We start from the raw sequence: 24,205 nt of genomic DNA, 5'->3' as shown, positions 1-24,205 counted from the left end.
TGCGCGATACTGTCAAGTTCAACCCAACGGAATTCCGGAGACATGGCGCATTTCGACGTATTCAATGGCGACGCAGACGGTATCTGCGCGCTGCATCAACTGCGGCTCGCAAGGCCGCGCGAGGCGACGCTCATCACCGGCGCGAAGCGCGACATCGCGCTCGTCGAGCGCGTGCCCGCCCAGCCGGGCGATTCGCTCACGGTTCTCGACATTTCGTTCGACGTGAATCGCAAGGCGCTCACCGCGCTGCTCGCGAAGGACGTCGCGGTCGAATATTTCGACCATCACCACGCGGGCGACCTGCCTGTGAACAGGAATCTCGTCGCGCACATCGACACGACGGCGCAGGTCTGCACGAGCGTGCTCGTCGACCGCCATCTCGCCGGCCGCTACCGGCCGTGGGCGATCGCGGCGGCCTGGGGCGACAACCTGCCCGACACTGCGCAGGCGCTTGCCCAGCAGGCCGGGCTCGATGCCGCGCAGGCCGGGCAGCTGCGCGAGCTTGGCGAGTCGATCAACTACAACGCTTACGGCGACTGCGTCGAAGATCTCATGATCGCGCCGCTCGATCTGTACGCGGCGATGAAGCCCTATGCCGACCCGTTCGATTTCATCGCCTCGGAGCCCATCGTCGGACAGCTCGCCCGTTGCCGTCACGGCGATCTCGAACTGGCCCAGGCGATCGCACCGCTCGTCGCGCTCCAGTACGGCAGCGTTTGCGTGTTGCCCGACGAGCCGTGGGCGCGCCGCGTGCGCGGCGTGTTCGCCAACGTGCTCGCCAACGAGGAACCCTCGCGCGCGCACGCGGTGCTGAGCGTGAACGCGGACGGCAACTACGCGGTGAGCGTGCGCGCGCCGCTCACGGAACCGCGCGGCGCGGATGAACTCTGCCGCGCGTTCCCCGGCGGAAACGGCCGGGTGGGCGCGGCGGGCATCGATTGTCTCGAATCGAACCGGCTCGACGCGTTCGTCACCGCGTTCGCGCGCGTGTTTGGGCGTACGAAGCCGGCTGCGACCTGAGCGGCGCAAGGCGCAACTACGCCGTGTCGCCCGAACCCTGCGCGCCGCGCGCCGCCGGCCAGCGCCAGTTACGGATTTCGGGCATGTCGTCGCCGTACTCGTCCACGTAGCGGCGGTGCGCGGCCAGCTTGTCGTGCAGCGTCTGACGCAGGTGCGCCGCGCGCTGCGCGAGTCCGTCCACACGGTCGATCACGGCTTCGCACAGGTGAAAGCGGTCGAGCCGGTTGAGCACCGTCATGTCGAACGGCGTGGTCGTCGTGCCTTCCTCGATGAAGCCGTGCACGTGAATGTTCGCGTGATTGGCGCGCCGGTAGGTGAGCTTGTGGATCAGCGTCGGATAGCTGTGGTGCGCGAAGATCACCGGCTTGTCGGTCGTGAAGAGCGCGTTGAAATCGGCGTCGGGCAGACCGTGCGGGTGACGGTCGGCGGGTTGGAGCGTCATCAGGTCCACCACGTTCACCACGCGGATCTTCAGGTCGGGCAGGCAGGTGCGCAGCAGATCCACGGCGGCCAGCGTCTCCATGGTCGGGACGTCGCCAGCGCAGGCCATCACCACGTCGGGCTCGCCGTCGTCGTCGTTGCTCGCCCATTGCCAGATGCCGATACCGTCCGCGCAGTGGCGAATGGCGGCGTCCATGTCGAGCCATTGCGCCTGCGGCTGCTTGCCCGCCACGATGATGTTGATGCGGTTCCAGGTGCGCAGCACATGGTCCGTCACGGCGAGCAGCGTGTTGGCGTCGGGCGGCAGATACACGCGCACCGTGTCCGACTTCTTGTTCACCGCATAGTCGATGAAGCCCGGGTCCTGATGGCTGAAGCCGTTATGGTCCTGGCGCCACACGTGCGAGGTGAGCAGATAGTTGAGCGAGGGCAGTGGGCGCCGCCACGGAATCTCGCGGATCACCTGCAGCCACTTCGCGTGCTGGTTGAACATCGAATCGATGATGTGGATGAACGCCTCGTAGCACGACATGAAACCGTGGCGGCCCGTGAGCAGATAGCCTTCCAGCCAGCCCTGACAGGTGTGCTCGGAGAGGATTTCCATCACGCGGCCGTTGGTGGCGAGCTGGACGTCGTCGGGCGTGACTTCCGCGAGCCACGTGCGCGACGTCACATCGAATACATCGCTCCAGCGGTTCGACGCGGTTTCGTCGGGGCCGAAGATGCGGAAGTTGCGGGTGGCGTCGTTCACGCGCATCACTTCGCGCAGGAACGCGCCCATCACGCGCGTGGCTTCGGCGTCCACCTGACCGGGTGCGGGCACCGCCACGGCGTGGTGCTCGAAGGGCGGCACGCGCAACTCGCGCACGCGGCCGCCGCCGTTCGAACGCGGGTTCGCGCTCATGCGCTTTTCGCCTTGCGGCGCGAGCGCGGCGATGTCGGGCACGAGGCGGCCTTGCGCGTCGAACAGTTCCTCGGGCTTGTAGCTGCGCATCCAGCCTTCGAGCAGCGCGAGGTGCCCCGGCTTCGAGATGTTGGCGAGCGGCACCTGGTGCGAGCGCCACGAGCCTTCGGTCTTCTGGCCATCCACGGTTTTCGGGCCCGTCCAGCCCTTGGGCGTGCGCATGACGATCATCGGCCAGCGCGGGCGCACATAGCCGGGCGGCAGGTTGCCGTGTTCGTCCGCGAGTTCGCGCGCAGTCTTCTGGATGCGCGCGATGTCGTCGAACGCGGTGTCGAGCGCGGCGGCCATCAGGCGATGCGCGACGTCCGGCTCCTCGGCCTCCACGAAAATCGGCTCGTGGCCGTAGCCCTTCATCAGCGAGGCGAGTTCGTCGTCGCCGATACGCGCGAGCACGGTCGGCCCCGCGATCTTGTAGCCGTTCAGATGGAGGATGGGTAGCACCGCGCCGTCGGTGGCGGGATTGAGGAACTTGTTCGAGTGCCAGGCAGTGGCGAGCGGGCCCGTCTCGGCTTCGCCGTCGCCCACCACGCAGGCGACGATCAGATCCGGGTTGTCGAACACCGCGCCGTAGGCGTGCGAGAGCGCGTAGCCGAGTTCGCCGCCTTCGTGGATCGACCCCGGCGTTTGCGGTGCGACGTGGCTCGGGATGCCGCCCGGAAAACTGAACTGCTTGAAGAGCGCGGCCATGCCTTCGACGTCGAGCGGCACGTTCGGCCAGGTTTCGCTGTAGGTGCCTTCGAGCCAGGTGTTCGCGACGACAGCGGGGCCGCCGTGGCCCGGCCCCGCGAGAAACAGCACGTCGAGATCGCGCGCGTTGATGATACGGTTCAGGTGCGTGTACAGAAAGTTCAGGCCCGGCGTGGTGCCCCAGTGGCCGAGCAGGCGCGGCTTCACGTGCGCGAGCTGCAGCGGCTCGCGCAACAGCGGATTGGCGAGCAGATAAATCTGGCCAACCGAGAGATAGTTGGCCGCGCGCCACCAGGCGTCCATGCGGCGCAGCAGGTCGTCGGAGAGCGGCGGGTAGGCAGGGGTGTCGGTGGCGTTCATGCGGAGCTCCGGTTGCGCGGCGGCGGAAGGCGGACCGAGGCGGACTGCGTGCGCGACGCGGCGGTGCGCGTGGCGCGAGCGTGCGGCCCTCACGGCGGACGGACTCCGCGCGCGAGGCCGGGCGGCGGCCCTCGTGTCCTGTGGGATTCGTCTTATGGTGCCACGATCGCGCGGCACGCCACGCGTGGATGTCCTGTGGCGGCGTGTCGCATCGCGGTAGCTGCGCCGCAGCGCGCAATGCACGACAGCCCGCGGTCCGATTGCATAACATGCTTTTATGGTGATCGATGCGGCGGGTCCGCCGCGTTCCGGCGAGGAGGAAAGCGATGCGGGCAATGCTGTTCGACGGCGAGAATCCGCGGCTGCGCGAAGCCGATCTACCCGATCCGGTGCCGAGCGCGGGCGAACTGCTGATCGACGTGCGCGCGTGCGGCGTGTGCCGCACCGACCTGCACGTCGTGGACGGCGATCTCGCTCAGCCGAAAAAGCCGCTCATTCCCGGCCACGAGATCGTCGGCACGGTGGCGGCGCTCGGGGCCGGCGTGACGGGTTTCGCGCCCGGCGACCGCGTGGGCGTGCCGTGGCTCGGGCACACCTGTGGCCATTGCCGTTTCTGCGCCGACGGGCGCGAGAATCTCTGCGACGCGCCCGGCTTCACGGGCTACACGATCGACGGCGGCTATGCCACGCGCACCGTCGCCGACGCCCGCTACTGCTTCCATCTGCCGCGCCAGTACAGCGACGTCGAGGCCGCGCCGCTCCTCTGCGCGGGACTCATCGGCTATCGCTCGCTCGCGATGGCGGGCGATGCACGGCGCATCGGCATCTACGGCTTCGGCGCGGCGGCGCATATCGTCGCGCAGGTCGCCCGCCACCAGGGGCGCACGGTCTACGCGTTCACGCGTCCGGGCGATGCGGCGGCGCAGCAGTTCGCGCGGCGCCTCGGTGCGACGTGGGCGGGCGGCAGCGACGAGCGCGCGCCCGAGGAACTCGACGCGGCACTGCTGTTCGCGCCGGTCGGCGCGCTCGTGCCCGCCGCGCTACGGGCGCTGACGAAGGGCGGCACGGTCGTGTGCGGCGGCATCCATATGAGCGACATTCCCTCGTTTCCTTACGCATGGCTGTGGGAAGAGCGGCGCATCGTCTCGGTGGCGAATCTCACGCGCGAGGACGGCACGACCTTCATGGCGATCGCCGCGCGGCGCAAGCTCGAAATCGAGACCACGCCGTACCCGCTCACGCGCGCGAACGAGGCGCTGGCCGATTTGCGCGAGGGACGGCTCACGGGCGCGGCGGTGTTGACGATGCGCTGAGCCGGTCGGGTGGATCACGCTGCCGACGCAGCAGAGACAACGGGTCGCACTGGCCGGGGCGCGCATCCGTACCCAAATGCGCTACAACGAACTTTATCTAGATAGCGCGCGCCGGGAGCCGGTGCGCAACATGGGCAAGGCCCGGGAGGTCCACGATGTACAAGCAGATTCTGGTAGCGGTCGATGGCAGCCGCAGCGGCCGGCGCGCGCTCGATGAGGCCGTGAAGATCGCGAAAGCGACGGGCGGCGCCGTTCAGGCGCTGTGTGTCGTGCGGCATCCGGCGCGGCTCGTGGACGTGAGTTCGGGCTTCGCCGAAGAACAGGCGCGCCATTCGGCGGAAAACGACGCGGCAACGGCGGCGCTCGAAGAAGCAAAACAGGTGTTCGCCCAGGCTCAGGTGCCGGGCACCACGCGCGCAGCCGATTCGAGCGGCGAGGAGATCGCCGCCGTGATCTCGCGCATCGCCGCCGAGGACGGCGCGGACCTCGTCGTGATGGGCACGCGCGGCTTGTCAGGCATGAAGCGCATCTTGCTCGGCAGCGTGGCCGAATCGTTCCTGCGCATGGCGGACCGGCCGGTGATGCTGGTGCGCGCCGAAGAGGCGCCGGCCGCCTGACCGGGGCACCCGGGTCCACCGGCCGGTTCGCGTCGAGGGCGCGATCGGCCGGGCAGCGTTCCCGCCCTTACAGTCCGTCGCGAAATACCCGCAATGACAAGCCTGGTTTTGACTCGCTGCGCATCAGCTATCTCGAAATGTGACATCGATCAAGCGACAAATCGCCCATTCGGCGCGCGGGCGCCCGTCTTACTGCCTATGATGTTGGCTTGAGCCGGCTGTCTTGCGAACACACGGCACTCCGAAGCATCCCGTTCCCCATCGTCGCGCGTGAAGCGCTTTTATTTCGCTCGCCGCAGCCCGCGTCCCGTCGCGGTCCACCGCGGTCCCTTTGGCAGCAAACGCATCCGGCCGCGCCGGGCGAAAGCTACATAAGGAGGAGATTGACCATGGCAACCGCTTCCCATCCCTCATTCGACGCCGCCTCGCTCGGCAACGCGATGGGCGCCTCGTTCGACACTTACCGTACCAACACGTCGGCCGCGCTGCGCTTGCTCGCCGGGCAGCAGCAGTGGCGCGAGCAGATGTTGAAGCTGGAGCAGCGCCGCATCGCGCGCGACCGCGAGGCGGTCGAAGGCCTGCTCGAATCGTTGCGCACCGCGCGCGACTGGACCGATTTCGCGGTAGCCACGCAATCGGTCTGGCGCGACTATCTCGGCGCCAGCACCACGCTCTGGCAAGAGGGCGTCGCGGCGGCGATGCAGGGCGCGAGCACGTGGTCCGACAGTGCACGCGACTTCACGCAGCAGTGGCAGGAGGCCTGCGCGGGCGCGCAAGCCAGCGCTTCCAAGGTGCCGGGCGCGTTGCCGATGCGCGAGTGGATGAACGCCTTCGAGCGCGCGATGAGCAGCGCCGCCAATGGCGCCGCGCATCCGGGCAAGGCGGCGGGCGCAGGCCGTGCGCAGGGCGCGAGCGCGGGAGGAGGCCAGCATGGCCACTAAGCGCGTTGCTTTCGTCACGGGCGGCATGGGCGGACTCGGCGAGGCGATCAGCCGGCGCCTGCACGACGCGGGCATGACCGTCGCCGTCTCGTGCTCGGCGGCGAACACGCGCGCCGATGCCTGGCTTGCCGCCGAACGCGCGGCGGGCCGCGACTTCGGCTGCCACCAGATGAACGTCGCCGACTGCGATGCCTGCGAGCGCACGGCGCAGCAGGCACTCGACGATCTCGGCCAGGTGGACGTGCTCATCAACAACGCGGGCATTACGTGCGACCGCAGCTTCGTGAAGATGTCGAAAGCCGATTGGGATTCGGTAATGCGCACCGATCTCGACGCGCTCTTCAACGTGACGAAGCCGTTCCTGCCCGGCATGATCGCGCGCGGCTTCGGGCGCATCATCAATATCGGCTCGGTCAACGGCTCGCGCGGCGCTTTCGGCCAGACCAACTATTCGGCGGCGAAGGCAGGCGTGCATGGCTTCACGAAGGCGCTCGCACTGGAAGTGGCGAAGAAGGGCGTGACGGTGAACACCGTGTCGCCGGGCTATCTCGCCACGCAAATGGTGGAAGCCGTGCCGCAAGACGTGCTGGACGCGCGCATCCTCCCGCAGATTCCGGTAGGCCGTCTCGGCCAGCCGAACGAGGTTGCGGCACTGGTGGCGTTCCTCTGTTCGGACGACGCGGCGTTCATCACCGGCGCCGATATCGCGATCAACGGCGGCATGCATATGCAATGACGCGCCGCGCTGCGATGCAAATATTTCGCGTGCGGCGAAAAAAAGGGGCTTGCAAACACGCGAGGTGCCTTCATGTTGGAACGGTAAGCGGCAGCGACCGCGCCGCGCGAGCGGCGCGCTTCGTTGCCGGCGATTCTCCGTCGTTGGCCGCAGAGAAGTCGTGCATCTGCGCCATCTGACAGTGAATTTAGGAATCCGATGCAACGTCGTCGTTGCGTCGACACGAAAATCGTTCAGCCCATGGAGGCATCAATGAGCACTATCTCGCGTTACGATCCGTTTTCGATGGAAGGTGTGCCCGATCTGTTTCACGGGCTGTTCCGGCCGTTGCGTGCCACGAGCGGCGTGGAAGGGCAGGTGGCGAGTATCCGCATCGACGTGACGGAAGACGAGGCCGGTTTCACGGTGAAGGCCGAAATGCCCGGCGTCGACCGGAAAGATATCGACGTGAAAATCGATGGCAATCTCGTGTCGATTGCCGCGAAAGTCGAGCGCGGCAGCGAGCTGAAGGAAGGTGAGCGCGTGGTGCGTCGCGAGCGTTATGCGGGCAGCGTGAGCCGCGCGTTCACGCTCGCCGCGGAAATCGACGATGCAAAGGCGAGCGCGCAATACAAGGATGGCGTGCTGACGCTGACGCTACCGAAGCGGGCCGCAGGCGCCAGTAAGCGCCTCGAAATCAACTAAGGCTCAAGAGGCGTTGAGCGGGCGGCGCGCAGGCTGCATATCGTGCAGCTGCGCGCCGCTTTCTTGCTTCAGACACCGGCGCGTAACACAGCGAAACACGACTGTAGCGAAACTGTACGATTGACTCGCTATGCTGGGATGACTCAAGCCCACGGCCCTTCGGTCGATTGCTTTTCGGGCAGGTGGCTGGAATCGGTGCTTACGCTTCGATTCAGGCCAACAACTGGAGAGACCTGATGCTCAGTCACCACGAACTAGCGACCTTGCTGCTGATCCGTGATGCGGACGCGCCGATGCAGATGCTCGATTCCGATTTCCTGGCGCTGCAGCGCTATCGTCTCGTCGAAATGGACGAGGCTGCCGGCGACCCCACGCTGCGCCTCACCACCCGAGGTCGCGAACTGCTGCGGCGCCTCACACACGACGAGGGTGGCGAGCCGACTATGTGAGCGGCCGCCGTGCCCGGTCCTGCGCAGCAAGGCGTGTCAAGAGCGTTTCATCGAGCGCTACGCCCGTTACATCCGTGTAATACGCTGCGGAACACTCTGCGATACAGTGCTGGCTTTTGATTCCCACCCACGCTGTTTTCAGACGCAAGAGCCGAGTCATGAACGCCGTTACCAAGCCCGCTGTCCGCCTGTTCGCCCTGATTGCGTGCGCCGCGCTGTTCGCGCCGCTCGCCGCCGTCGCCCAACCGTACCACCACGAAGTGTGCCACGTCGAGCACGTTCACCATCACGCTGAGCGCGTCTGCCATCACGTGCGCTGATATTGCGCCGAGCGCGAAGCTGACTGCAGGAAAACGCCGCACTTTTTGTGCGGCGTTTCTTTTTTATTCATGTAATTAGGATGGCGAAATAAATATCGGAAGTTTGTTCTGCGTCATCCCGTAATTAATTGAAAGAGTGGGTTCACACAAAAAATGTCACGGCGCGGTATGCTCCGCGTTCCGTTGCATACGTTTTCCTTGCAGCGAGTCACGTCATCCCAACCGCAAGGCCAACGCACGCAATGAAGAACATCACGTCGCTAGCCGCAGCCGGTGTTGTCGGCAGCGCGCTCGCCATGGCTTCGGGGTCGGTTTGTGCGCAGGAATTCACGCTCTACACAGGGCCGCTCAAAAGCGGCGCCGATCACACCTATTCGTGGCAAATGGATTACACGGAGGGTTTCGGCCAGTATTTTGCCGGCAGCATTGCGTGGTTGAACGAAGGCCATATTCCGAACCATCACCGCGACGGCCAGGCGATCCAGGCGTGGGCGCGTTTGCCGCTCGCGCAGCGCCGCTTCGTGTTCGCGCTGGGTGTCGGGCCGTATCGCTATTTCGATACCGAGGCCGCGTCGCAGGGCCAGGGCTGGTCCGATACGCACGGCTGGGGCGTGCTCTACAGTGCGCGCGCCACGTGGTACTCCACGCATCGCTGGACGGCGAACCTGCAGCTCAACCGCGTGCAGGTGTCGCGCGGCCCATCGACGACATCGCTCATGCTAGGCGTGGGCTATCAGCTCGACGCGCCTGACACGCCCGGCCCGCGCGATTTCGCGTTGCCGCGCACGCAGAAGGTGACGAACAACGAGATCACGCTGATGGCGGGCGAGACGATCCTCAACAGCCTCGAATCGCAGACATCGGCGGCCGAGGCAATCGAGTACCGGCGCGGCATCAATTCCTTTCTGGACGCGACGGTGGGGTATCTGCACGAGGGCAATGGCATCTCGGCGCGACGCGATGGCGCGACCGCGCAGCTGTGGCTCACGCGCGCGTTCTTCGACGAGCGTCTCACGCTCGGGTTCGGCGCGGGCCTCTACGCGGCGATCCATCACGGTGAGCATCCCGACGAGCGTGATACCGGCGACGGGATTCTCTCGGGACTCGTCTCCATCTCGGCGTCCTATCGCTTCACGCAGCACTGGGCTGCGCGCGTCACGTGGAACCGCGTGGTCACGCGCTATAGCCGCGATACGGACGTGATCCTGGGTGGTATCGGCTACCGGTTCTGAGCGATGGTGATGTGGCCGGCGCGGGCATGCCGTGGTTTGGCATGGACTTGCTCGCGCGCGTCGCGACGTTAGCTACCCTGAGGCGGACGGCCACCACCACCGCCACCACCAGGCCCGCCGCCACCACCGCCACCACCACCGCCACCACCACCGCCACCACCACCGCCACCACCAGGCCCGCCGCCACCGCCACCGCCTCCGCCACCAGGCCCGCCACCACCGCCACCACCAGGCCCGCCCCCACTGCCCTGTGGTCGATTACTCCCGCCGCCGGACGGCCGCCCGCCGCCTTGCCCCTGCGGCCGGCCACCGCCTTGCCCAGGCGGACGAGCATTGCCTTGTCCAGGCGGCCGCGCGTTCGCTTGACCGGGTGGCCGCGCGTTGTTGTTGCCGGGGCCTGCGCCGGGTGGCCGGTTTCCCTGGCCGGCATTGTTGTTGGGCGGACGATTCCCGCCGCCCTGGTTAGGCGGCCGTGCGCCGCTGGGCGGACGACCGACGGGCGGACGAGGCCGCACGGGCGGCGGCGGCACGGGCCGCGGCCCTGGATGGCGCGACCAGCGCGATTGATTGGAGTACCAGGGCCGATCGCGGTAGTGCATGCCCCAGTACGCGCCGAGCGAGAACGTCACGATGGGCAGACCGATGCGCGGGCCATAGTTCATCACCGGCACGCGCTGTCCTTGCCACGGATAGCTGATGAAGGTGCCGTAGACCCAGCCGCGCAGGCCCGGAAAACCGATGTCGCACCAGCTGAAGCCGGCGACGCAGCCCCATACCGTTACCGCCACGCCACCCGGAATCTGGGCGACGATAGGAAAGTCGGCCGCAGGTCCTGCGTAGATGTTGACGGTCTGATTCGTGAATGCCTGCGACTGGGCGTGCGCGGGCGGCGAAGCCACGAACAGGCCGGCTAGCGCGGCGAGCACGACACCGAGAAACTGCTTGCGCATTGCTGCCTCCAGCTGGGTGGAATCACCCGGACATTTATTGAGATAGCAACCATAACGGTAGCAGATAAGACTTTTAGGGCGCGCCCAAGCATGTAACGGCTTATTTCGTGGGGGCGCACAATCACCGGTCAGGCGCGCGTTCGGCGCACATTCGGCGCACATTCAGAAATTCGCCGGCGTGGCGCACGCATTGTGCCGCGCTGTGCAAAAATCGCGGCCTCGGTTCGCAAAGAAGAAAACAGGCGACCGGTTCCGTATCAGCAGACGAGGAGCAGACCACCGTGATTCAGCGTATTTCCCAATTCTTTACCGGCGTAGTGCATCGGATCCTGCCGGATCCGCTCATCTTCGCCATCCTCCTCACCGTCGTGACCTTCGTGCTGGCGTTCGCGCTCACGCCGCAGCCGCCCGAAGCGCTCGTCTTGATGTGGGGTTCGGGCTTCTGGAACCTGCTCGCGTTCGCGATGCAGATGGTCCTGATTCTCGTGACCGGCCACGCGCTCGCCAGCTCCGGCCCGGTCAAGCGCATGCTGGTGGCGCTGGCGAGTTGCGCGCGCACGCCGGCCCAGGGCGTGATGCTGGTTGCATTCGTGGGTGCGATCGCTTGCGCGATCAACTGGGGCTTCGGCCTCGTGCTCGGCGCGATGTTCTCGCGCGAAGTGGCGCGGCGCGTGCGCGGCGCGGACTACCGGTTGCTCGTCGCCGCCGCGTACATGGGCTTTCTCACGTGGCACGGCGGCCTTTCCGGCTCGGTGCCGCTCGTCGCGGCTACGAAGGGCAACCCCATGGAAAAGGCCGTCGGCCTGATCCCGGTCTCGCAGACCATCTTCACGGGCTACAACGCGTTCATCACGATCGGCCTGATCGTGCTGCTGCCGATTCTCGTGCGTCTCATGATGCCGAAGCCCGAAGATGTCGTCTCGGTCGACCCCGCGCTGCTCGAAGATCCGCCGAGCGTCGAGCGCAAGCTCGGCCCCGACGCGACCTTCGCCGAGCGCATCGAGGAAAGCCGGGGGCTTTCGCTGCTGGTGGCGGCGCTGTGCTTCGTGTTTCTCGGCTTCCGCTTTCACACGAAGGGCTTCGCGCTCGACATCGATACCGTGAACCTCGTGTTCCTCGCGGCGGGCCTCGTGCTGCACAAGACGCCGATGGCCTACGCGCGCGCCGTGGCCGGCGCCGCGAAGGGCGCCTCGGGCATCATGATCCAGTTTCCGTTCTACGCGGGCATTCAGGCGCTCATGGACCACTCGGGTCTCGCGGGCGTCATTACGAAGTGGTTCGTCGATATCGCGAACGTGCACACGTTTCCGCTGCTCGTATTTCTCAGCTCGGCGGTGATCAACTTCGCGGTGCCTTCGGGCGGTGGCCACTGGGTCGTGCAGGGGCCGTTCGTGATGCCGGCGGCGCAGGCGCTGGGCGCGGACCTCGGCAAGTCGGCGATGGCGATCGCTTACGGCGAGGCGTGGACCAACATGGCGCAGCCGTTCTGGGCGCTGCCCGCGCTCGCGATCGCAGGCCTCGGCGTGCGCGACATCATGGGTTACTGCGTGACTACGCTGCTGTTCTCGGGCGTGGTATTCGTCGCGGGGATGTATCTCTTCTGAGCGTCGAGCGTGAAACGGACGGCGCCTGCGCGCCGTCCGCTCACTTGTGCTTCACGTGCTTCGCCAGATACTCGCGCAGCACGATCGCGTGATTGCGCTGGGTGTCATGGGAGCCATAGAGCAGGGTGATGTGCCCGTTCTCGGCCGCTTCGGCGAGCGGACGCCAGGCGTCGGGATTGGCGTTCAGCTCGGCCAGATAGCGCTTTTTGAATTCGGTCCACTGCTCCGGGTCCTTGTGGAACCATTGGCGCAATTCGGTGCTCGGCGCCACCGCCTTCAGCCATTCCACGTTCGCGAGTTTTTCCTTGCTCAGGCCGCGCGGCCACAGCCGGTCCACCAGATAGCAGTGGTGTCCGTCCCCGGGCAGCGGTTCGTAGACACGCTGGATATCGATTGCCGGTTTCGTCGTCATCGTCGGCTCCTTTTTAGTAGTGTGCGCGTGGCGGCCCGCGGGTGCCAGCAGTGCTTTTACGCGCTCCTGCAGTGCGGGCAGGACGTCGAGTTCGAACCACGGGTGGCGCTTGAACCATGCCTGATTGCGTGGCGACGGATGCGGCAGCGGCACGAAATTGGGTGCGTAGTCGCGCCAGGCCGCGACCGTCTCGGTGAGCGAGCCGCGGCGCTCGCTGCCCAGAAAATAGCGCTGGGCATACTGGCCGACGAGCAGGGTCAGGCGCACGCCACGCAACTGCTTGACGAGCCGCGCGTGCCACAGTGGGGCGCATTCCGGGCGCGGCGGGTTGTCTCCGCCGCCGCCGCGGCCGGGGTAGCAAAAGCCCATCGGCACGAGCGCGACCTGAGCGGCGTCGTAGAACGTTTCGCTGTCGATGCCGAGCCACGCGCGCAGCCGTTTGCCGCTCGCGTCGTCCCACGGCACGCCCGAGGCATGGACCTTGGCGCCCGGCGCCTGGCCGACGATCAGCAGGCTTGCCGTATCGCTCGCCTGCAGCACAGGGCGCGGCCCCAGCGGCAGCGCGTCGGCGCAGGCATGGCAGGCGCGGATTTCGGCGAGCAGTTCGGGAAGCGGGCTCGAGAGCGAAAGCGGCCCCCGCAGCGGATGGACATTCGACACAGCAAGGCGGGAAAGCGTGACGGGAGATCCAGTCTACCAAACGCCCTGGTGCGCCGCTGCGACCCGCCCGCGGCGTGCCGGCCGCAGCGCGATGCCAGCGCGCGTGAACCAGATTGCGCGCTGCGTCATTCTCGTGCGGCCGTTTACGCTTTTCCTGTAATCTCGCCCGTGGTCTGTCTGCAACGGAGCCGCAATGCCTGCCGAAGCCGAGACGTCAACCCGCACGACCCGCACCGAGCCCTTGCTCGTCGATCTCGCGCTGCAAGGCGGCGGCTCCCATGGCGCATACACATGGGGCGTGCTGGACCGCCTGCTCGAAGAGCCGTGGCTGCAGATCGAAGGCATTTCGGGCACCTCGGCGGGCGCGATGAACGCCGCCGTACTCGCGAGCGGCCATGCGCTGGGTGGCGCAGCCGGCGCGCGCGAGGCGCTCGAACGCTTCTGGCGCCGCGTGGCCGACGCCGCGCGCTTCAGCCCGTTCCGGCGCGGCCCCGTCGACATCCTGCTCGGGCGCTGGACGCTCGATCATTCGCCCGTGTTCGTCGCGCTCGACATGATGGCGCGCGTCGTCTCCCCGTATGACCTGAATCCGGGGCGGGTGAACCCGTTGCGCACGATCCTTGCCGACACGATCGACTTCGACGCGTTGCGCCGCTCGCGCATCAAACTCTTCGTCACGGCGACGCGGGTTTCGAACGGCCAGGCGCGCGTGTTCCGCAACGCCGACCTCACACCCGACGCGCTGCTCGCGTCGGCCTGCCTGCCCACGCTGTTCCAGGCCGTCGAGATAGACGGCGAACCCTACTGGGACGGCGGTTACGCGGGCAATCCCACGATTACGCCGCTGATTCGCGAGACCGATTCGGACGACACGATCCTCGTGCAGGTGAACCCCGTGGAACGCGCGGGCACGCCGCGCTCGGCGCGCGACATCATCAACCGCGTGAACGAGATCGCATTCAACTCGCCGCTAATCAAGGAGCTGCGCATGATGGCGCTGCTGCACAAGGTCGCCGACGCAGGCAGCGAGGAGGGACGCCGCTGGGCGCATATGCGCCTGCATCGCGTGCATAGCGCGAAGCTCGTCACGCTGGGCTCGTCGTCGAAGCTCAACGCCGAGTGGTCGTTCATCACGATGCTGCGCGACGAAGGCCGCCGCACCGCCGAGGAATTTCTCGCGCAGCATGGCGCGCAGATCGGCGAGACGTCCACGTTCAATTTCGAAGCGCTGCTCGAAGGGGTGCTGCAATGAGCGCGGGCACGCTCGTTATCGGCCTCGGGGGCATGCTCGCGAGTCTCGCGCTGCTGATCTGGCTCGCGTATCGCGGCTGGAGCGTGCTGCTGCTCGCGCCGCTGTGCGCCATGCTGGCCGCGCTCATTTCCGGCGAGCCGGTGCTCGCGCATTGGACGCAAACATTCATGTCGAGCACGGGCCGATTTCTCGCCCAGTTCTTCCCGCTCTTCCTGCTCGGCTCGCTGTTCGGCAAGCTGATGGAAGACAGCGGTTCGGTGGATGCCGTGGCGCGCCTCATGATCGACAAGCTCGGCACGCGCCACGCACTCGTGGCCGTGGTGCTGGGCGGCGCGCTCGTCACCTATGGCGGCGTGAGCCTGTTCGTCGCGTTCTTCGTGCTCGCCCCCATGGCGCAGGCGCTGTTTCGCTCCGCCGATATCCCGCGCCGCCTGATGCCCGCTGCGATCATGCTCGGCACGGCGACCTTCACGATGTCGGCGCTGCCCGGCACGCCCGCGCTGCAAAACGCCATTCCGATGCCGTTCTTCGGCACGACGCCGTTCGCGGCGCCGGGCCTTGGCGTGATCGCGAGCTTCGTGATGGCGGGCTTCGGCCTCTGGTGGCTCGGGCGCGCGGCGGCGGCGGCGCGGCGCAACGGCGAGGGCTTCGTCGAGCCCGACAACGGCGGCGCCGATGACGAAGAGCGTGGCAAGTCCTCGCTCGTGCGCGAGCGCGCGACCCTCGCACAAGCCTTCGATCCCGCCGAGATCGGCGGCGCTGCTGTGCCGGACCATGCCGGGCCGCCGTCGCCCTTCGCCGCGCTCGCGCCGCTCGTGGTCGTCGTGGGGATGAACTTCGTGATGAACGTCGTGGTGTTTCCGCGCATCGACGCCTCGTATCTCGCCGAACCGCGCTGGGGTGCGACCACGCTTTCGGCGGTGGCGGGCGTGTGGGGGGTCTCGGTTGCGCTCGCGCTCGGCATCATCGTGCTGGTGGCACTCAATCGCGGGCGGCTCGGCGCGCTGCGCGAAAGCGTCGATGCGGGTGCCAACGCGTCGGTGTTGCCCGTGCTGAGTGTGGGCAGCCTCGTGGGCTACGGCGCCGTGATCGCCGCATTGCCCGCGTTCGGGGCCGTGCGCGACTGGGTGCTCGGCATCGGCGGCGGCCCGCTCGTCTCGCTCGCCGTGGCCACCAACCTGCTAGCCGGGCTCACGGGCTCGGCCTCGGGCGGGTTGACCATTGCGCTCGACGCGCTCGGCGGCACCTACATGCAGCTCGCCGCCCAGCATGGCATCGATCCCGCGTTGCTGCACCGCGTGGCCGTGATGTCGTCGGGCACGCTCGACAGTCTGCCGCACAACGGCGCCGTCGTCACGCTGCTGGCCGTGTGCGGCTCGACGCATCGCGAAAGCTACCGCGACCTCGTGGTGGTGAGCATCGTCGGCGCGCTCATCGCGCTCGGCGTGGTGATCGTGCTTGGTTCGCTGTTCGGCAGTTTCTGAACATCGTTCCTGCGCGAGACACGCCGCGGCGCAGCGATCCGCCAACGCGCGTAGACTCTCGCGAAGCGGCGGCCCTTCGCAAGGAGGCTTCATGAAATTGCTTGCTGTCCACCCGAGCGGACTGATGTACACGCGCGTGTTCCTGCGGCTCGAGCCGCTGGGTCTCGAATCCGTGGCCGGCACGGCGCGCGATGCGGGGCATGACGTGCGCCTGCTCGATCTGCAGGTCGAGACACACCGCGACCTCATGCGCATGGTGCGTGACTGGCAGCCCGAGGCGCTCTGCTTCTCGGGCAACTATCTGGCCAACATTCCCGAGATCATCGACCTGTCGAAGGCCGTGAAGGCCGCGCTGCCCTCGTGTTTCGTCTTCGTCGGGGGCCACAGCGTGTCGTTCACCGCGCACGATCTGCTGCGCCATGCCGAAGGCGCGATCGATTGCGTGCTGCGCGGCGAGGGAGAAGCTTCGGTCAACGAACTGCTCGAAGCGGTGTCGCGCGGCACCGACCTGCTCGCGGTGCCCGGCGTCCTCACGAGCCACGGATCGGGGCCGCCGCCGGGCTTCGTCGAGAATCTCGATCCGGTGCGGCCCGCGCGCGACCTGCTGCGCCATCGCCGCAAGTATTTCATCGGCACGCTCGATCCTTGCGCCTCCATCGAGTTCGCGCGTGGCTGCCCGTGGGACTGCACGTTCTGCAGCGCATGGACGTTCTACGGACGCAGCTACCGCACGCGCAGCCCCGAAGTCGTCGTGGACGAACTGGCGTCGCTGCGCGAGCCGGGCGTGTTCATCGTCGACGATGTGGCGTTCGTGCACGCCGAACACGGCATGGCGATCGGCGAGGCGATCAAGCGGCGTGGCATCGACAAGCGCTACTACCTGGAAACGCGTGGCGACGTGCTTCTGCGCAACAAGGACGTGTTCCGCCTGTGGCAGTCCATTGGCCTGAAGTACATGTTCCTCGGTCTGGAGGCGATCGACGAGGAGGGACTCAAGGCGTTTCGCAAACGGATCAGCCTCGACCGGAATTTCGAGGCGCTCGAGTTTGCGCGTTCGTTGGGGATTACCGTCGCGATCAATCTGATCGCCGATCCGGACTGGGACCGCGAACGCTTCGAGACGATCCGCCAGTGGTGCCTGGAGATTCCCGAGATCGTCAATATCAGCGTGAATACGCCGTATCCGGGCACGGAGAACTGGCAGCGCGAGGCGCGGCGCCTCACGAGCCTCGACTATCGTCTTTATGACATCCAGCACGCCGTCGTGCCGACGAAGCTTCCGCTGCCCGAGTTCTACGCGGAACTCGTGCGCACGCAGCAGGTGCTCAATCGCAAGCACATGGGCTGGACCGCGCTGCGCGGCGCGGCGGGGCAGGCCACGCATCTGCTGTTGCATGGCCAGACCAATTTCGTGCGCATGCTGTGGCGCTTCAACTCGGTGTTCAATCCGCGCCTGCAGATGGCCGACCACGCGCGCGAGGTCCACTACGAGATGACGCCGCCGCCCGGCATGAGCGGGGCGACGCAGATCGATATGAAGACCGTCTACATCCATGGTCCCTCCGGCCGCAAGGGCCGCAAGATCGACGACGCGACAGAGAAGTTCGTCGACGAGACGCGCATGGGTCTCGGCTGATTTTTAGGCCGGCGCCGTCTTGACGCATACCGGTTGCGCACGCGTCCTGCTGTCGGGATTGGACGCGCGCGCGTAGCGGGTTCACAATCCACCGGTTGCATCAAGACGAAAACGATATGGAATTCCGGCAACTACGCTACTTTCTCGCCGTCGCGGAGTATCTGCATTTCAGCGAGGCGGCAGCCTTTCTCGGCATGGCGCAGCCGCCGCTCAGCCAGCAGATCCTCAAGCTCGAAAAGGAAATCGGCACGCGGCTCTTCATTCGCCACTCGCGGCGCGTGGAGTTGACCGAGGCCGGGCGGCTCTTTCGCGAGCGCGCGCAACGCCTCATCGACGACGCGGATCTGGCGCTCGCCGAGGCGCAAAACGCGGGGCGTGGCGAGACCGGCAGGCTCGTGCTCGGCTTCGCGGGATCCACGGTGTTTCATCCGCTCGTTGCGACCGTGCTGCAGCGCTTTCGCAGCGCGTATCCCGGTGTCGTGATCGGGTGCGAGGAGAGCAACAGTTCGGTGCTGCTGGAACGCGTGAGCGAAGCGAAGGTGGATGCCGCCTTCGTGCGCCTGCCGCTCGATTGCCGCGGCCTCGCCACGCAGGCGCTCGTGGAAGAGGACGTCCTCGCCGTGCTGCCGCCGCGCCATCGCCTCGCGCGCCGCCGCCGCCTCGATCTCGGCGATCTCGCGGGCGACCCGCTGATCCTCTTCCCACGCCCGATCGGCCCCGATCTCTACGACTCGATCATCAGCGCGTGTCACGCGGCGGGCTTCATTCCCGTGATCAGCATGGAATCGCCGCAGATTTCCTCGACCGTCAACATGGCGGCGGCGGGATTCGGCGTCACGCTCATTCCTTCTTCGATGCGCCAGATCCAGGCCAAGGGCGTGACCTACCACGACCTCAAGGGCGGTACGCTGCACACGACCATCGCGCTCGTGCACCGTCCGCGCGAAAAGGCGCCCACGGTGCAGAACTTCGTGCGCGTCGTGCGCGATGCGGCGCGGCATGCGCCGCAGGGCTGATTCGGCGGGTTCAAGGGTCGATCCATATCTTTTTCGTCTTGATCGTGCGTGGTCGCGATATTGGACGTAATGGATCGCGGGTTCTATCCTTCCGCGATCATCGTTTTCCGCAGGAGCCGTTCGCATGTCCATCACGCACCCAAGCGCCGCTCGCGAGCCGCTTGTCGCGTCGTTGCGCGCCGTCGTCGGCCGCCAGCACGTGCTGACCGGCGCCGAAGCCACGCGGCGCTACCGCAAGGGTTTTCGCTTTGGCGAAGGGAAGGTGGCGGCGGTCGTGCGGCCAGGCACGCTCGTCGAGCAGTGGCGGGTGCTGCAGGCTTGCGTCGCCGCGAACGCGATCGTCATCTCGCAGGCTTCGAACACGGGCCTCACGGGCGGCTCCACGCCCGACGGCAACGACTACGACCGCGAGGTCGTGATCGTGAGCATGACGCGCATGCGCAAGGTCTACGTGATCGACGGCGGCAAGCAGGTGGTCTGCCTGCCGGGCTCGACGCTCGACCAGCTGGAGCAGACGCTCAAGCCGCTCGGGCGCGAACCGCATTCGGTCATTGGCTCCTCATGTCTCGGTGCATCGGTCGTGGGCGGCGTGTGCAACAACTCGGGCGGCTCGCTCGTGCGGCGCGGCCCGGCCTATACGGAAATGTCCGCGTTTGCACAGGTCGATGCAGAGGGGCGTCTTACGCTCGTGAATCATCTCGGCATCCGGCTTGGCGAGACGCCGGAAGCGGTGCTCGGCCGCCTCGATCGCGGCGAGCTGCCCGAAGCCGATATCCTCCACGACGCGGGCGCGGCTTCCGACCACCGTTACGCGGATCACGTGCGCGACATCGAAGCGGACACGCCTGCGCGCTACAACGCCGACCCGCTTCGTCTGCACGAAGCGGCGGGCTCGGCGGGCAAGGTCATGGTGTTCGCGGTGCGGCTCGACACGTTTCCCATCGAGCGCGGTGCGAAGGTGTTCTACATCGGCACGAACGAAACAGCTGAGCTGACCGACCTGCGCCGCGACATGCTCGGCAAGTTCTCGAAGCTGCCGATCGCGGGCGAATACATCCATCGGGACGCCTTCGATATCGCCGAGCGCTACGGCAAGGACATGTTCCTCCTGATCCAGCATCTCGGTACGCGGCGCCTGCCCGCGCTGTTCGCCTTCAAGAGCCGCTGCGACGCGTTGTTCGAGCGGCTGCCGTTCTTTCCCGCGCATTTCCGACCGCGTGGCGCAGGCCGTGAGCCAGTGGTTTCCGGGCCATCTGCCCGCGCGGCTCAAGGACTACCGGCAGCGCTACGAACATCATTTGATGCTCAAGGTATCGGCCGATATGGTGGACGAAACGCGTGCTTACCTGAACACGTTTTTCGGCGTGGCGAGCGGCGACTTTTTCGAATGTACCGACGAGGAGGGCAGCAAGGCGTTTCTCCATCGTTTCGCGGCGGCGGGTGCGGCGGTGCGCTATCGCGCGGTGCATGGCGACGAAGTGGAGGATATCGTCGCGCTCGATATTGCGCTGCGCCGCAACGATCGCGACTGGTTCGAGCGACTGCCCGAGGCCGTGGAAAAGCCCATCGCGATCAAGCTCTATTACGGGCATTTCTTTTGCCATGTGTTTCATCAGGACTACATCGTGCGCAAGGGCAATGACTGCCTCGCACTGGAACACGAGATGTGGAAGCTGCTCGACGCGCGCGGCGCCGAATATCCCGCTGAGCACAATGTCGGCCATCTCTACGATGCGAAGCCCGCGCTGAAGTCGTTCTACGAAACGCTCGATCCGTGCAACTGCTTCAATCCGGGGATCGGCCATACGTCGAAGTTCGCGCGCTATCGTGAGCCTCAGGCGCAGCGCGAGCCGCTGGCCCAGTAAACAAAAAGACGGCGGCGGTATCGAACCGTCGCCGTAAAGGGCACGTACCCTCGCGCAGCGCAGCGCTGCGCGCTTCCCCCTGTTAGCTCTTCGTCGTCGTTGCCATCCAGCCGTTCTGCGTGCTGATCTGCGTGATTTCCTTCGCGATCGAGCGGGCCAGCTTGCCGGCATCCGACGAGAGCGTGTCGCGCTTCGCCTCCGAGGCGCCGTGCAGACCGCCGCCCACCACCGCCGCCGTCGCCACATGGCCGGCCGCCGCGCCCACGCCCGCCGTCTCCGCCATGCCAGGCATATGGCCGCTATCGGCCTTCGTCTGGAAGCTCAGGAGCGGTTGCGGTTCGCCGCCGTTGGCGGGCTGGAACAGCACCGCGATCGTCGCGCCCACTTCGCTCTTGCCCGCGCCGAGACCGATCAGCATGCGGCGGCGGCTGCTGCCCGCGTCCATCGTGTCGATGCGGCCTTCCACGATCAGCGCGTTGCGGCCGGCGGGCGCGGGACCGTCCATGCGCACGGCGGGCAGGCCCATCTTCTGAAGTTCGCTCACGAGTTGATCGGCGAGATGCTCGCGCGTTTGCAGCGCGGCCTGCTGTTGCTGCTGCGCCGACGACTCGCCGCTCGTCATCGTCTTGAGCTTGTGCAGCATGCCGGTGCTGTCGAGCTTCACCTGGTCGGCGGCGGCGTCGAACGTGTAGACGTAGACGACGTCGGCGTGCAGTTGCGGGAGCGGTCCGTTCGTCTGCACGACCGGCGCAGCCGATGCGCAGCCGCTCGCAAACAGCGCGCCGGCGAGGAAGGTGGCGCCCGCGATGCGCTTGGCCTTGTTGACGAGGAAGTTGATGATCGTTTGCATGTCGATGTCCTTTTGCCTGAAAGAGTGTCTCGTGCCGATACTCGCAAATCATTCAGGATGGCGAACTATCGACTATGGTGCTTCGGCGTCTGGGCTTCGGTTTGTTCTGCTCCGTTGCTCAGGCTCAGGCGCAAGTATGGGGGGAAGGGCGCGCGAAATCCACGCGCAAATTATGTCGAGTCATGTCATGCGTGCGCGGCCGGCGGCGCGCCGTTCTGGCTCGATGGGGGACGGTTCAGCGGCAGGCGTACGACGGCTTCGAGGCCGCCGCCTTCGCGGTCGCGGAACGTGAGCGAGCCGCCGTGCAGCCGCGCGATCCGCTCGACGATGGCAAGCCCGAGGCCCGAGCCGCCCGAATGCGTACGGGCGTTCGCGCCGCGGCTGAAGGGCGATTTGAGGCGCTCCAGTTCCTCGGCGCGGATGCCGTTGCCGCGGTCGGCAACGATCACGCAGGCGGCGTCGCCGTCGCGCCACGTGCGAATCGTCAGACCTGTGCGTCCGTAGTTCACGGCGTTCTGCATGAGATTCATCAGCAGACGCATAACGGCGATCGGCCGGAACGCGAATACGGGCAACTCGCCCTCGTCGAAATCGAATTCATGGCCGAGCCCTGCGAAGTCGGCGACGAGCTGGCCCGCGAGCGCGTTGAGGTCGCCCGCTTGCGGCGCTTCGCGCTCGCCGCTGCCGGCGTAGTCCATGAACTGCTGGAGGATCGTGTCGATCTGGTCCAGATAGCTCTCGGACGAGGCCACGAGCGCATCGTTGCTGCCGCGCGGCAGGGCCATCGCGATCGCGAGGCGCAGTTTCGTGAGCGGCGTGCGGATGTCGTGCGAGACGCCGGCCAGCATCAGCGCACGCGTGGCCTCGGCCTGCTTCAGCGCTTCGGTCATCTGGTTGAAGGCGCGGCTCACCTGGGCGATTTCGGTCGGGCCGTCGGTCGGTAGCGGCGGCGGCGTTTCGCCGGCACTCACGCGCCGTGCCGCGCGCGCGAGCTTGCGCAGCGGCCGGTTGATGTGGCGCTGCAACAGGTAGCCGGTGAGCGCGGCGAGCAGCGCGAGCGCGGCGGAGAGGATCAACGCCGTGGTGATGCCGCTCGCGCGCGCGTCGGCGGTGACCGGCAGGGCGATCCAGACCGGTTCGCCTGCTGCGTGAAGGCGGATCCACAGGCGCTCCTGCGCGCCTTCGCCATCCGCTGCGGGTTCGGTCTCGTCGTGGCTCGCGTCCCAGCGCACCAGCAGCTCGGGCGGCAGATGGCTTTGCAGCGCTTCGACGAACACGTCGCGCTGCCAGGTGCGGAAAAAGTCGACGAGGCTCGGATGGGTTTCGGCGGGCGCTTGCGGCGGCGCCGCACGGCGCGCATCGAACCGCGCGGCCGCCGCGCGCCCTGCGTCGGGCGGCATGGAAGCGAGCGTGGTATCGAGCAGCTTGACGTAATCGGCGAAGATGATCGAGGCGCGTTCGATGCGCGGGCGCTGCACGAAGTGCAGCAGCACAATGAGCGAGCAGATCTGCGAGAGCGCGACGAGCGCCACCAGCAGCGCGATGTTGCGCGAGAGCAGCGAGCGCGGCAGGCGCAAGCGCATTACGCTTCGACGCCGGCCACCAGCATGTAGCCGATGCCCCAGACGGTCTTGATGAAGCGCGGCTTGGCGGGATCGTCCTCGACGATCTGGCGCAGGCGCAGGATCTGCACGTCCACGCTGCGGTCGAGCGCGCTGTGGTCGCGCCCGCGCGCGCGGGCGAGCAGATTCTCGCGGCTCACGGCGCGGTTCGGCGAGGAGCCGAGCGCGTGCAGCAGCAGCATCTGCGCCGAGTGGACCTCGATGGGCGCGCCGTCGCGGTAGAGCGTTTGTTTGCCAACGTCGAACTGAAAGTCGCCGAAGCGCAGCATTTGCGAGGTGACCGTGGGTTCGCCCGAGGCCATCTTCTGGCGGCGCAGCAGCGCGCGAATGCGCGCGACCAGTTCGTCGGGAAGAAACGGCTTGGCGAGGTAGTCGTCGGCGCCGGTTTCGAGGCCGATCACCTTGTCGGCGGCGTCGCCCTTGGCGGTGAGCATGAGGATCGGCAGCGTCTGGCCTTCGGCGCGCAGGCGGCGGCACACCGTGAGGCCGTCTTCGGGTTCCATCATCAGATCGAGCACGAGGAGGTCGTAGGGCTCGCGCTGGAGCAGGCGGTCGAGGCGCTTGCCGTCGGCGACGGCGCGCACCTCGAAACCCTGGCTCGTGAGAAAGCGCTGCAGCATGTTGCGCAGTTCGGCTTCGTCGTCGAGCACGATGATCCTGTTTGCCTGCTCCATGTGAGGCCTCCGGCGTTCATCGGGCTGCTGCGCGCGCTCGCATGAAGTCCTCGATCTGCGCGAGGGTGACGAAGCCGGCCTTTTGCGTGTCGATTTCGTCGAAGTGCTGCGCGACCTTCGGCATGCCCGCCTGCGCCTGTTCGCGCGTGAGCTTGCCGTCGTGCGTCGTGTTCGCGGCGGCGAAGCGCCCTTGCAGCTGCGCCATCATGCGTTCGACGCGGGCGCTGTCGCCTGAGCCGCCCGGCAAGGCCTGAGCCGATGCCGGCACGCAAACCGCTGCTGAAACGATACACAAAACGAGGGCAGCAATCATCTTCTTCATGGTGTTCTCCGTGAGGTGGCCGACGTAGCGGCCGGCCGGTTGATCAAGCGAAAGAGGCGGGCGGCTGCGGGTCATGCGAATGCTCAGCCGCCGG

Annotated in this window: 21 protein-coding genes and 2 pseudogenes; 15 read left to right on the top strand and 8 right to left on the bottom strand. The window is 66.8% G+C overall.

The annotated features are described in order from the left end of the window. Positions 1-42 precede the first annotated feature (42 nt). A complete protein-coding gene (locus AB4Y42_RS00440; protein WP_368686991.1) occupies positions 43-1,020 on the top strand; it encodes an acetyltransferase in 978 nt (325 codons plus the stop codon). 16 nt (positions 1,021-1,036) lie between these two features. Here AB4Y42_RS00440 and AB4Y42_RS00435 read toward each other — a convergent pair whose 3' ends face one another. Beyond that, the gene (locus AB4Y42_RS00435; protein WP_368686990.1) at positions 1,037-3,472 is read right to left on the bottom strand and encodes a phosphoketolase; all 2,436 of its coding nucleotides are present in this window, start codon (positions 3,470-3,472) and stop codon (positions 1,037-1,039) included. A 326-nt stretch (positions 3,473-3,798) separates the two neighbouring features. Here AB4Y42_RS00435 and AB4Y42_RS00430 point away from each other — a divergent pair, with 326 nt between their 5' ends. From AB4Y42_RS00430 to AB4Y42_RS00395, 8 genes are all read left to right on the top strand, one after another. Further along, positions 3,799-4,785: a zinc-dependent alcohol dehydrogenase family protein gene (locus tag AB4Y42_RS00430; RefSeq protein WP_368693050.1), complete on the top strand. Its 987-nt coding sequence runs from the start codon at positions 3,799-3,801 to the stop codon at positions 4,783-4,785. Between the two features lie 155 nt (positions 4,786-4,940). Further along, positions 4,941-5,402, top strand: a complete 462-nt coding sequence (locus AB4Y42_RS00425) for a universal stress protein (RefSeq protein ID WP_368686988.1) — start codon at positions 4,941-4,943, stop codon at positions 5,400-5,402. Between the two features lie 389 nt (positions 5,403-5,791). After that, complete coding sequence (locus AB4Y42_RS00420; protein ID WP_368693049.1) at positions 5,792-6,343, top strand: hypothetical protein; 552 nt, start codon at positions 5,792-5,794, stop codon at positions 6,341-6,343. Further along, positions 6,333-7,079 carry a beta-ketoacyl-ACP reductase gene (locus tag AB4Y42_RS00415; protein ID WP_368693048.1) on the top strand — a complete coding sequence of 249 codons (747 nt, stop codon included), beginning with the start codon at positions 6,333-6,335 and terminating at the stop codon, positions 7,077-7,079. The genes AB4Y42_RS00420 and AB4Y42_RS00415 overlap by 11 nt, the downstream gene beginning before the upstream one ends. Before the next feature lie 252 nt (positions 7,080-7,331). Further along, the gene (locus tag AB4Y42_RS00410; RefSeq protein WP_368686985.1) at positions 7,332-7,763 is read left to right on the top strand and encodes an Hsp20/alpha crystallin family protein; all 432 of its coding nucleotides are present in this window, start codon (positions 7,332-7,334) and stop codon (positions 7,761-7,763) included. Between the two features lie 236 nt (positions 7,764-7,999). Beyond that, entirely contained in the window at positions 8,000-8,212 is a 213-nt protein-coding gene (locus tag AB4Y42_RS00405) for a hypothetical protein (RefSeq protein ID WP_368686984.1), read from the top strand. Between the two features lie 158 nt (positions 8,213-8,370). Next, positions 8,371-8,532, top strand: a complete 162-nt coding sequence (locus tag AB4Y42_RS00400; RefSeq protein WP_368686983.1) for a hypothetical protein — start codon at positions 8,371-8,373, stop codon at positions 8,530-8,532. Positions 8,533-8,774: 242 nt separating this feature from the next. Next, on the top strand, positions 8,775-9,764 hold the full coding sequence (locus tag AB4Y42_RS00395; protein ID WP_368686982.1) for a hypothetical protein: 990 nt from the start codon (positions 8,775-8,777) through the stop codon (positions 9,762-9,764). Positions 9,765-9,832: 68 nt separating this feature from the next. Here the strand turns inward: AB4Y42_RS00395 and AB4Y42_RS00390 are convergent, their stop codons facing one another. Further along, positions 9,833-10,714, bottom strand: coding sequence for an SH3 domain-containing protein (locus AB4Y42_RS00390; RefSeq protein ID WP_368693047.1), 882 nt, complete (start codon positions 10,712-10,714; stop codon positions 9,833-9,835). A gap of 281 nt (positions 10,715-10,995) precedes the next feature. Between AB4Y42_RS00390 and AB4Y42_RS00385 the strand changes: the two genes are divergently transcribed. After that, a complete protein-coding gene (locus tag AB4Y42_RS00385; protein ID WP_133186864.1) occupies positions 10,996-12,318 on the top strand; it encodes a TIGR00366 family protein in 1,323 nt (440 codons plus the stop codon). A gap of 40 nt (positions 12,319-12,358) precedes the next feature. Here the strand turns inward: AB4Y42_RS00385 and AB4Y42_RS00380 are convergent, their stop codons facing one another. Both AB4Y42_RS00380 and AB4Y42_RS00375 read right to left on the bottom strand, forming a co-directional pair. After that, the gene (locus AB4Y42_RS00380; protein ID WP_368693389.1) at positions 12,359-12,730 is read right to left on the bottom strand and encodes a DUF488 domain-containing protein; all 372 of its coding nucleotides are present in this window, start codon (positions 12,728-12,730) and stop codon (positions 12,359-12,361) included. A gap of 42 nt (positions 12,731-12,772) precedes the next feature. Continuing rightward, positions 12,773-13,372: pseudogene (locus AB4Y42_RS00375) on the bottom strand (uracil-DNA glycosylase family protein); the annotation flags it as partial. Positions 13,373-13,583: 211 nt separating this feature from the next. Between AB4Y42_RS00375 and AB4Y42_RS00370 the strand changes: the two are divergent. From AB4Y42_RS00370 to dld, 5 genes and pseudogenes are all read left to right on the top strand, one after another. Further along, positions 13,584-14,642 carry a patatin-like phospholipase family protein gene (locus tag AB4Y42_RS00370; RefSeq protein WP_368693046.1) on the top strand — a complete coding sequence of 353 codons (1,059 nt, stop codon included), beginning with the start codon at positions 13,584-13,586 and terminating at the stop codon, positions 14,640-14,642. Then, on the top strand, positions 14,639-16,126 hold the full coding sequence (locus tag AB4Y42_RS00365; protein ID WP_368686979.1) for a GntP family permease: 1,488 nt from the start codon (positions 14,639-14,641) through the stop codon (positions 16,124-16,126). The genes AB4Y42_RS00370 and AB4Y42_RS00365 overlap by 4 nt, the downstream gene beginning before the upstream one ends. Positions 16,127-16,217: 91 nt before the next feature. Then, positions 16,218-17,762 carry a hopanoid C-3 methylase HpnR gene (gene hpnR / locus AB4Y42_RS00360; RefSeq protein WP_368693045.1) on the top strand — a complete coding sequence of 515 codons (1,545 nt, stop codon included), beginning with the start codon at positions 16,218-16,220 and terminating at the stop codon, positions 17,760-17,762. A 116-nt stretch (positions 17,763-17,878) separates the two neighbouring features. After that, the gene (locus tag AB4Y42_RS00355; RefSeq protein ID WP_368693044.1) at positions 17,879-18,778 is read left to right on the top strand and encodes a LysR substrate-binding domain-containing protein; all 900 of its coding nucleotides are present in this window, start codon (positions 17,879-17,881) and stop codon (positions 18,776-18,778) included. Positions 18,779-18,902: 124 nt separating this feature from the next. Beyond that, positions 18,903-20,643: pseudogene (gene dld, locus AB4Y42_RS00350) on the top strand (D-lactate dehydrogenase). Positions 20,644-20,725: 82 nt separating this feature from the next. Here the strand turns inward: dld and AB4Y42_RS00345 are convergent. From AB4Y42_RS00345 to AB4Y42_RS00330, 4 genes are all read right to left on the bottom strand, one after another. Beyond that, positions 20,726-21,493, bottom strand: coding sequence for a DUF4410 domain-containing protein (locus tag AB4Y42_RS00345; protein ID WP_368693043.1), 768 nt, complete (start codon positions 21,491-21,493; stop codon positions 20,726-20,728). A 185-nt stretch (positions 21,494-21,678) separates the two neighbouring features. Continuing rightward, on the bottom strand, positions 21,679-23,076 hold the full coding sequence (locus AB4Y42_RS00340; protein ID WP_368693042.1) for an ATP-binding protein: 1,398 nt from the start codon (positions 23,074-23,076) through the stop codon (positions 21,679-21,681). Continuing rightward, on the bottom strand, positions 23,076-23,789 hold the full coding sequence (locus AB4Y42_RS00335; RefSeq protein ID WP_342920852.1) for a response regulator: 714 nt from the start codon (positions 23,787-23,789) through the stop codon (positions 23,076-23,078). The genes AB4Y42_RS00340 and AB4Y42_RS00335 overlap by 1 nt, the downstream gene beginning before the upstream one ends. 16 nt (positions 23,790-23,805) lie before the next feature. Continuing rightward, positions 23,806-24,111, bottom strand: coding sequence for a hypothetical protein (locus tag AB4Y42_RS00330; RefSeq protein ID WP_028203600.1), 306 nt, complete (start codon positions 24,109-24,111; stop codon positions 23,806-23,808). Positions 24,112-24,205: the final 94 nt, after the last annotated feature.

The organism is Paraburkholderia sp. EG286B, from assembly GCF_040965655.1.
GTDB lineage: Bacteria > Pseudomonadota > Gammaproteobacteria > Burkholderiales > Burkholderiaceae > Paraburkholderia.
Note: the sequence above shows the minus strand (reverse complement) of the source record. Positions and strands in the feature narration are given on the sequence as shown.

Excerpts from the sequence above, each read along its gene's own strand:
- AB4Y42_RS00440 (WP_368686991.1), top strand. The coding sequence starts at position 43 with ATGGCGCATTTCGACGTATTCAATGGCGACGCAGACGGTATCTGCGCG.
- AB4Y42_RS00435 (WP_368686990.1), bottom strand. The coding sequence starts at position 3,472 with ATGAACGCCACCGACACCCCTGCCTACCCGCCGCTCTCCGACGACCTG.
- AB4Y42_RS00430 (WP_368693050.1), top strand. The coding sequence starts at position 3,799 with ATGCGGGCAATGCTGTTCGACGGCGAGAATCCGCGGCTGCGCGAAGCC.
- AB4Y42_RS00425 (WP_368686988.1), top strand. The coding sequence starts at position 4,941 with ATGTACAAGCAGATTCTGGTAGCGGTCGATGGCAGCCGCAGCGGCCGG.
- AB4Y42_RS00420 (WP_368693049.1), top strand. The coding sequence starts at position 5,792 with ATGGCAACCGCTTCCCATCCCTCATTCGACGCCGCCTCGCTCGGCAAC.
- AB4Y42_RS00415 (WP_368693048.1), top strand. The coding sequence starts at position 6,333 with ATGGCCACTAAGCGCGTTGCTTTCGTCACGGGCGGCATGGGCGGACTC.
- AB4Y42_RS00410 (WP_368686985.1), top strand. The coding sequence starts at position 7,332 with ATGAGCACTATCTCGCGTTACGATCCGTTTTCGATGGAAGGTGTGCCC.
- AB4Y42_RS00405 (WP_368686984.1), top strand. The coding sequence starts at position 8,000 with ATGCTCAGTCACCACGAACTAGCGACCTTGCTGCTGATCCGTGATGCG.
- AB4Y42_RS00400 (WP_368686983.1), top strand. The coding sequence starts at position 8,371 with ATGAACGCCGTTACCAAGCCCGCTGTCCGCCTGTTCGCCCTGATTGCG.
- AB4Y42_RS00395 (WP_368686982.1), top strand. The coding sequence starts at position 8,775 with ATGAAGAACATCACGTCGCTAGCCGCAGCCGGTGTTGTCGGCAGCGCG.
- AB4Y42_RS00390 (WP_368693047.1), bottom strand. The coding sequence starts at position 10,714 with ATGCGCAAGCAGTTTCTCGGTGTCGTGCTCGCCGCGCTAGCCGGCCTG.
- AB4Y42_RS00380 (WP_368693389.1), bottom strand. The coding sequence starts at position 12,730 with ATGACGACGAAACCGGCAATCGATATCCAGCGTGTCTACGAACCGCTG.
- AB4Y42_RS00370 (WP_368693046.1), top strand. The coding sequence starts at position 13,584 with ATGCCTGCCGAAGCCGAGACGTCAACCCGCACGACCCGCACCGAGCCC.
- AB4Y42_RS00365 (WP_368686979.1), top strand. The coding sequence starts at position 14,639 with ATGAGCGCGGGCACGCTCGTTATCGGCCTCGGGGGCATGCTCGCGAGT.
- hpnR (WP_368693045.1), top strand. The coding sequence starts at position 16,218 with ATGAAATTGCTTGCTGTCCACCCGAGCGGACTGATGTACACGCGCGTG.
- AB4Y42_RS00355 (WP_368693044.1), top strand. The coding sequence starts at position 17,879 with ATGGAATTCCGGCAACTACGCTACTTTCTCGCCGTCGCGGAGTATCTG.
- AB4Y42_RS00345 (WP_368693043.1), bottom strand. The coding sequence starts at position 21,493 with ATGCAAACGATCATCAACTTCCTCGTCAACAAGGCCAAGCGCATCGCG.
- AB4Y42_RS00340 (WP_368693042.1), bottom strand. The coding sequence starts at position 23,076 with ATGCGCTTGCGCCTGCCGCGCTCGCTGCTCTCGCGCAACATCGCGCTG.
- AB4Y42_RS00335 (WP_342920852.1), bottom strand. The coding sequence starts at position 23,789 with ATGGAGCAGGCAAACAGGATCATCGTGCTCGACGACGAAGCCGAACTG.
- AB4Y42_RS00330 (WP_028203600.1), bottom strand. The coding sequence starts at position 24,111 with ATGAAGAAGATGATTGCTGCCCTCGTTTTGTGTATCGTTTCAGCAGCG.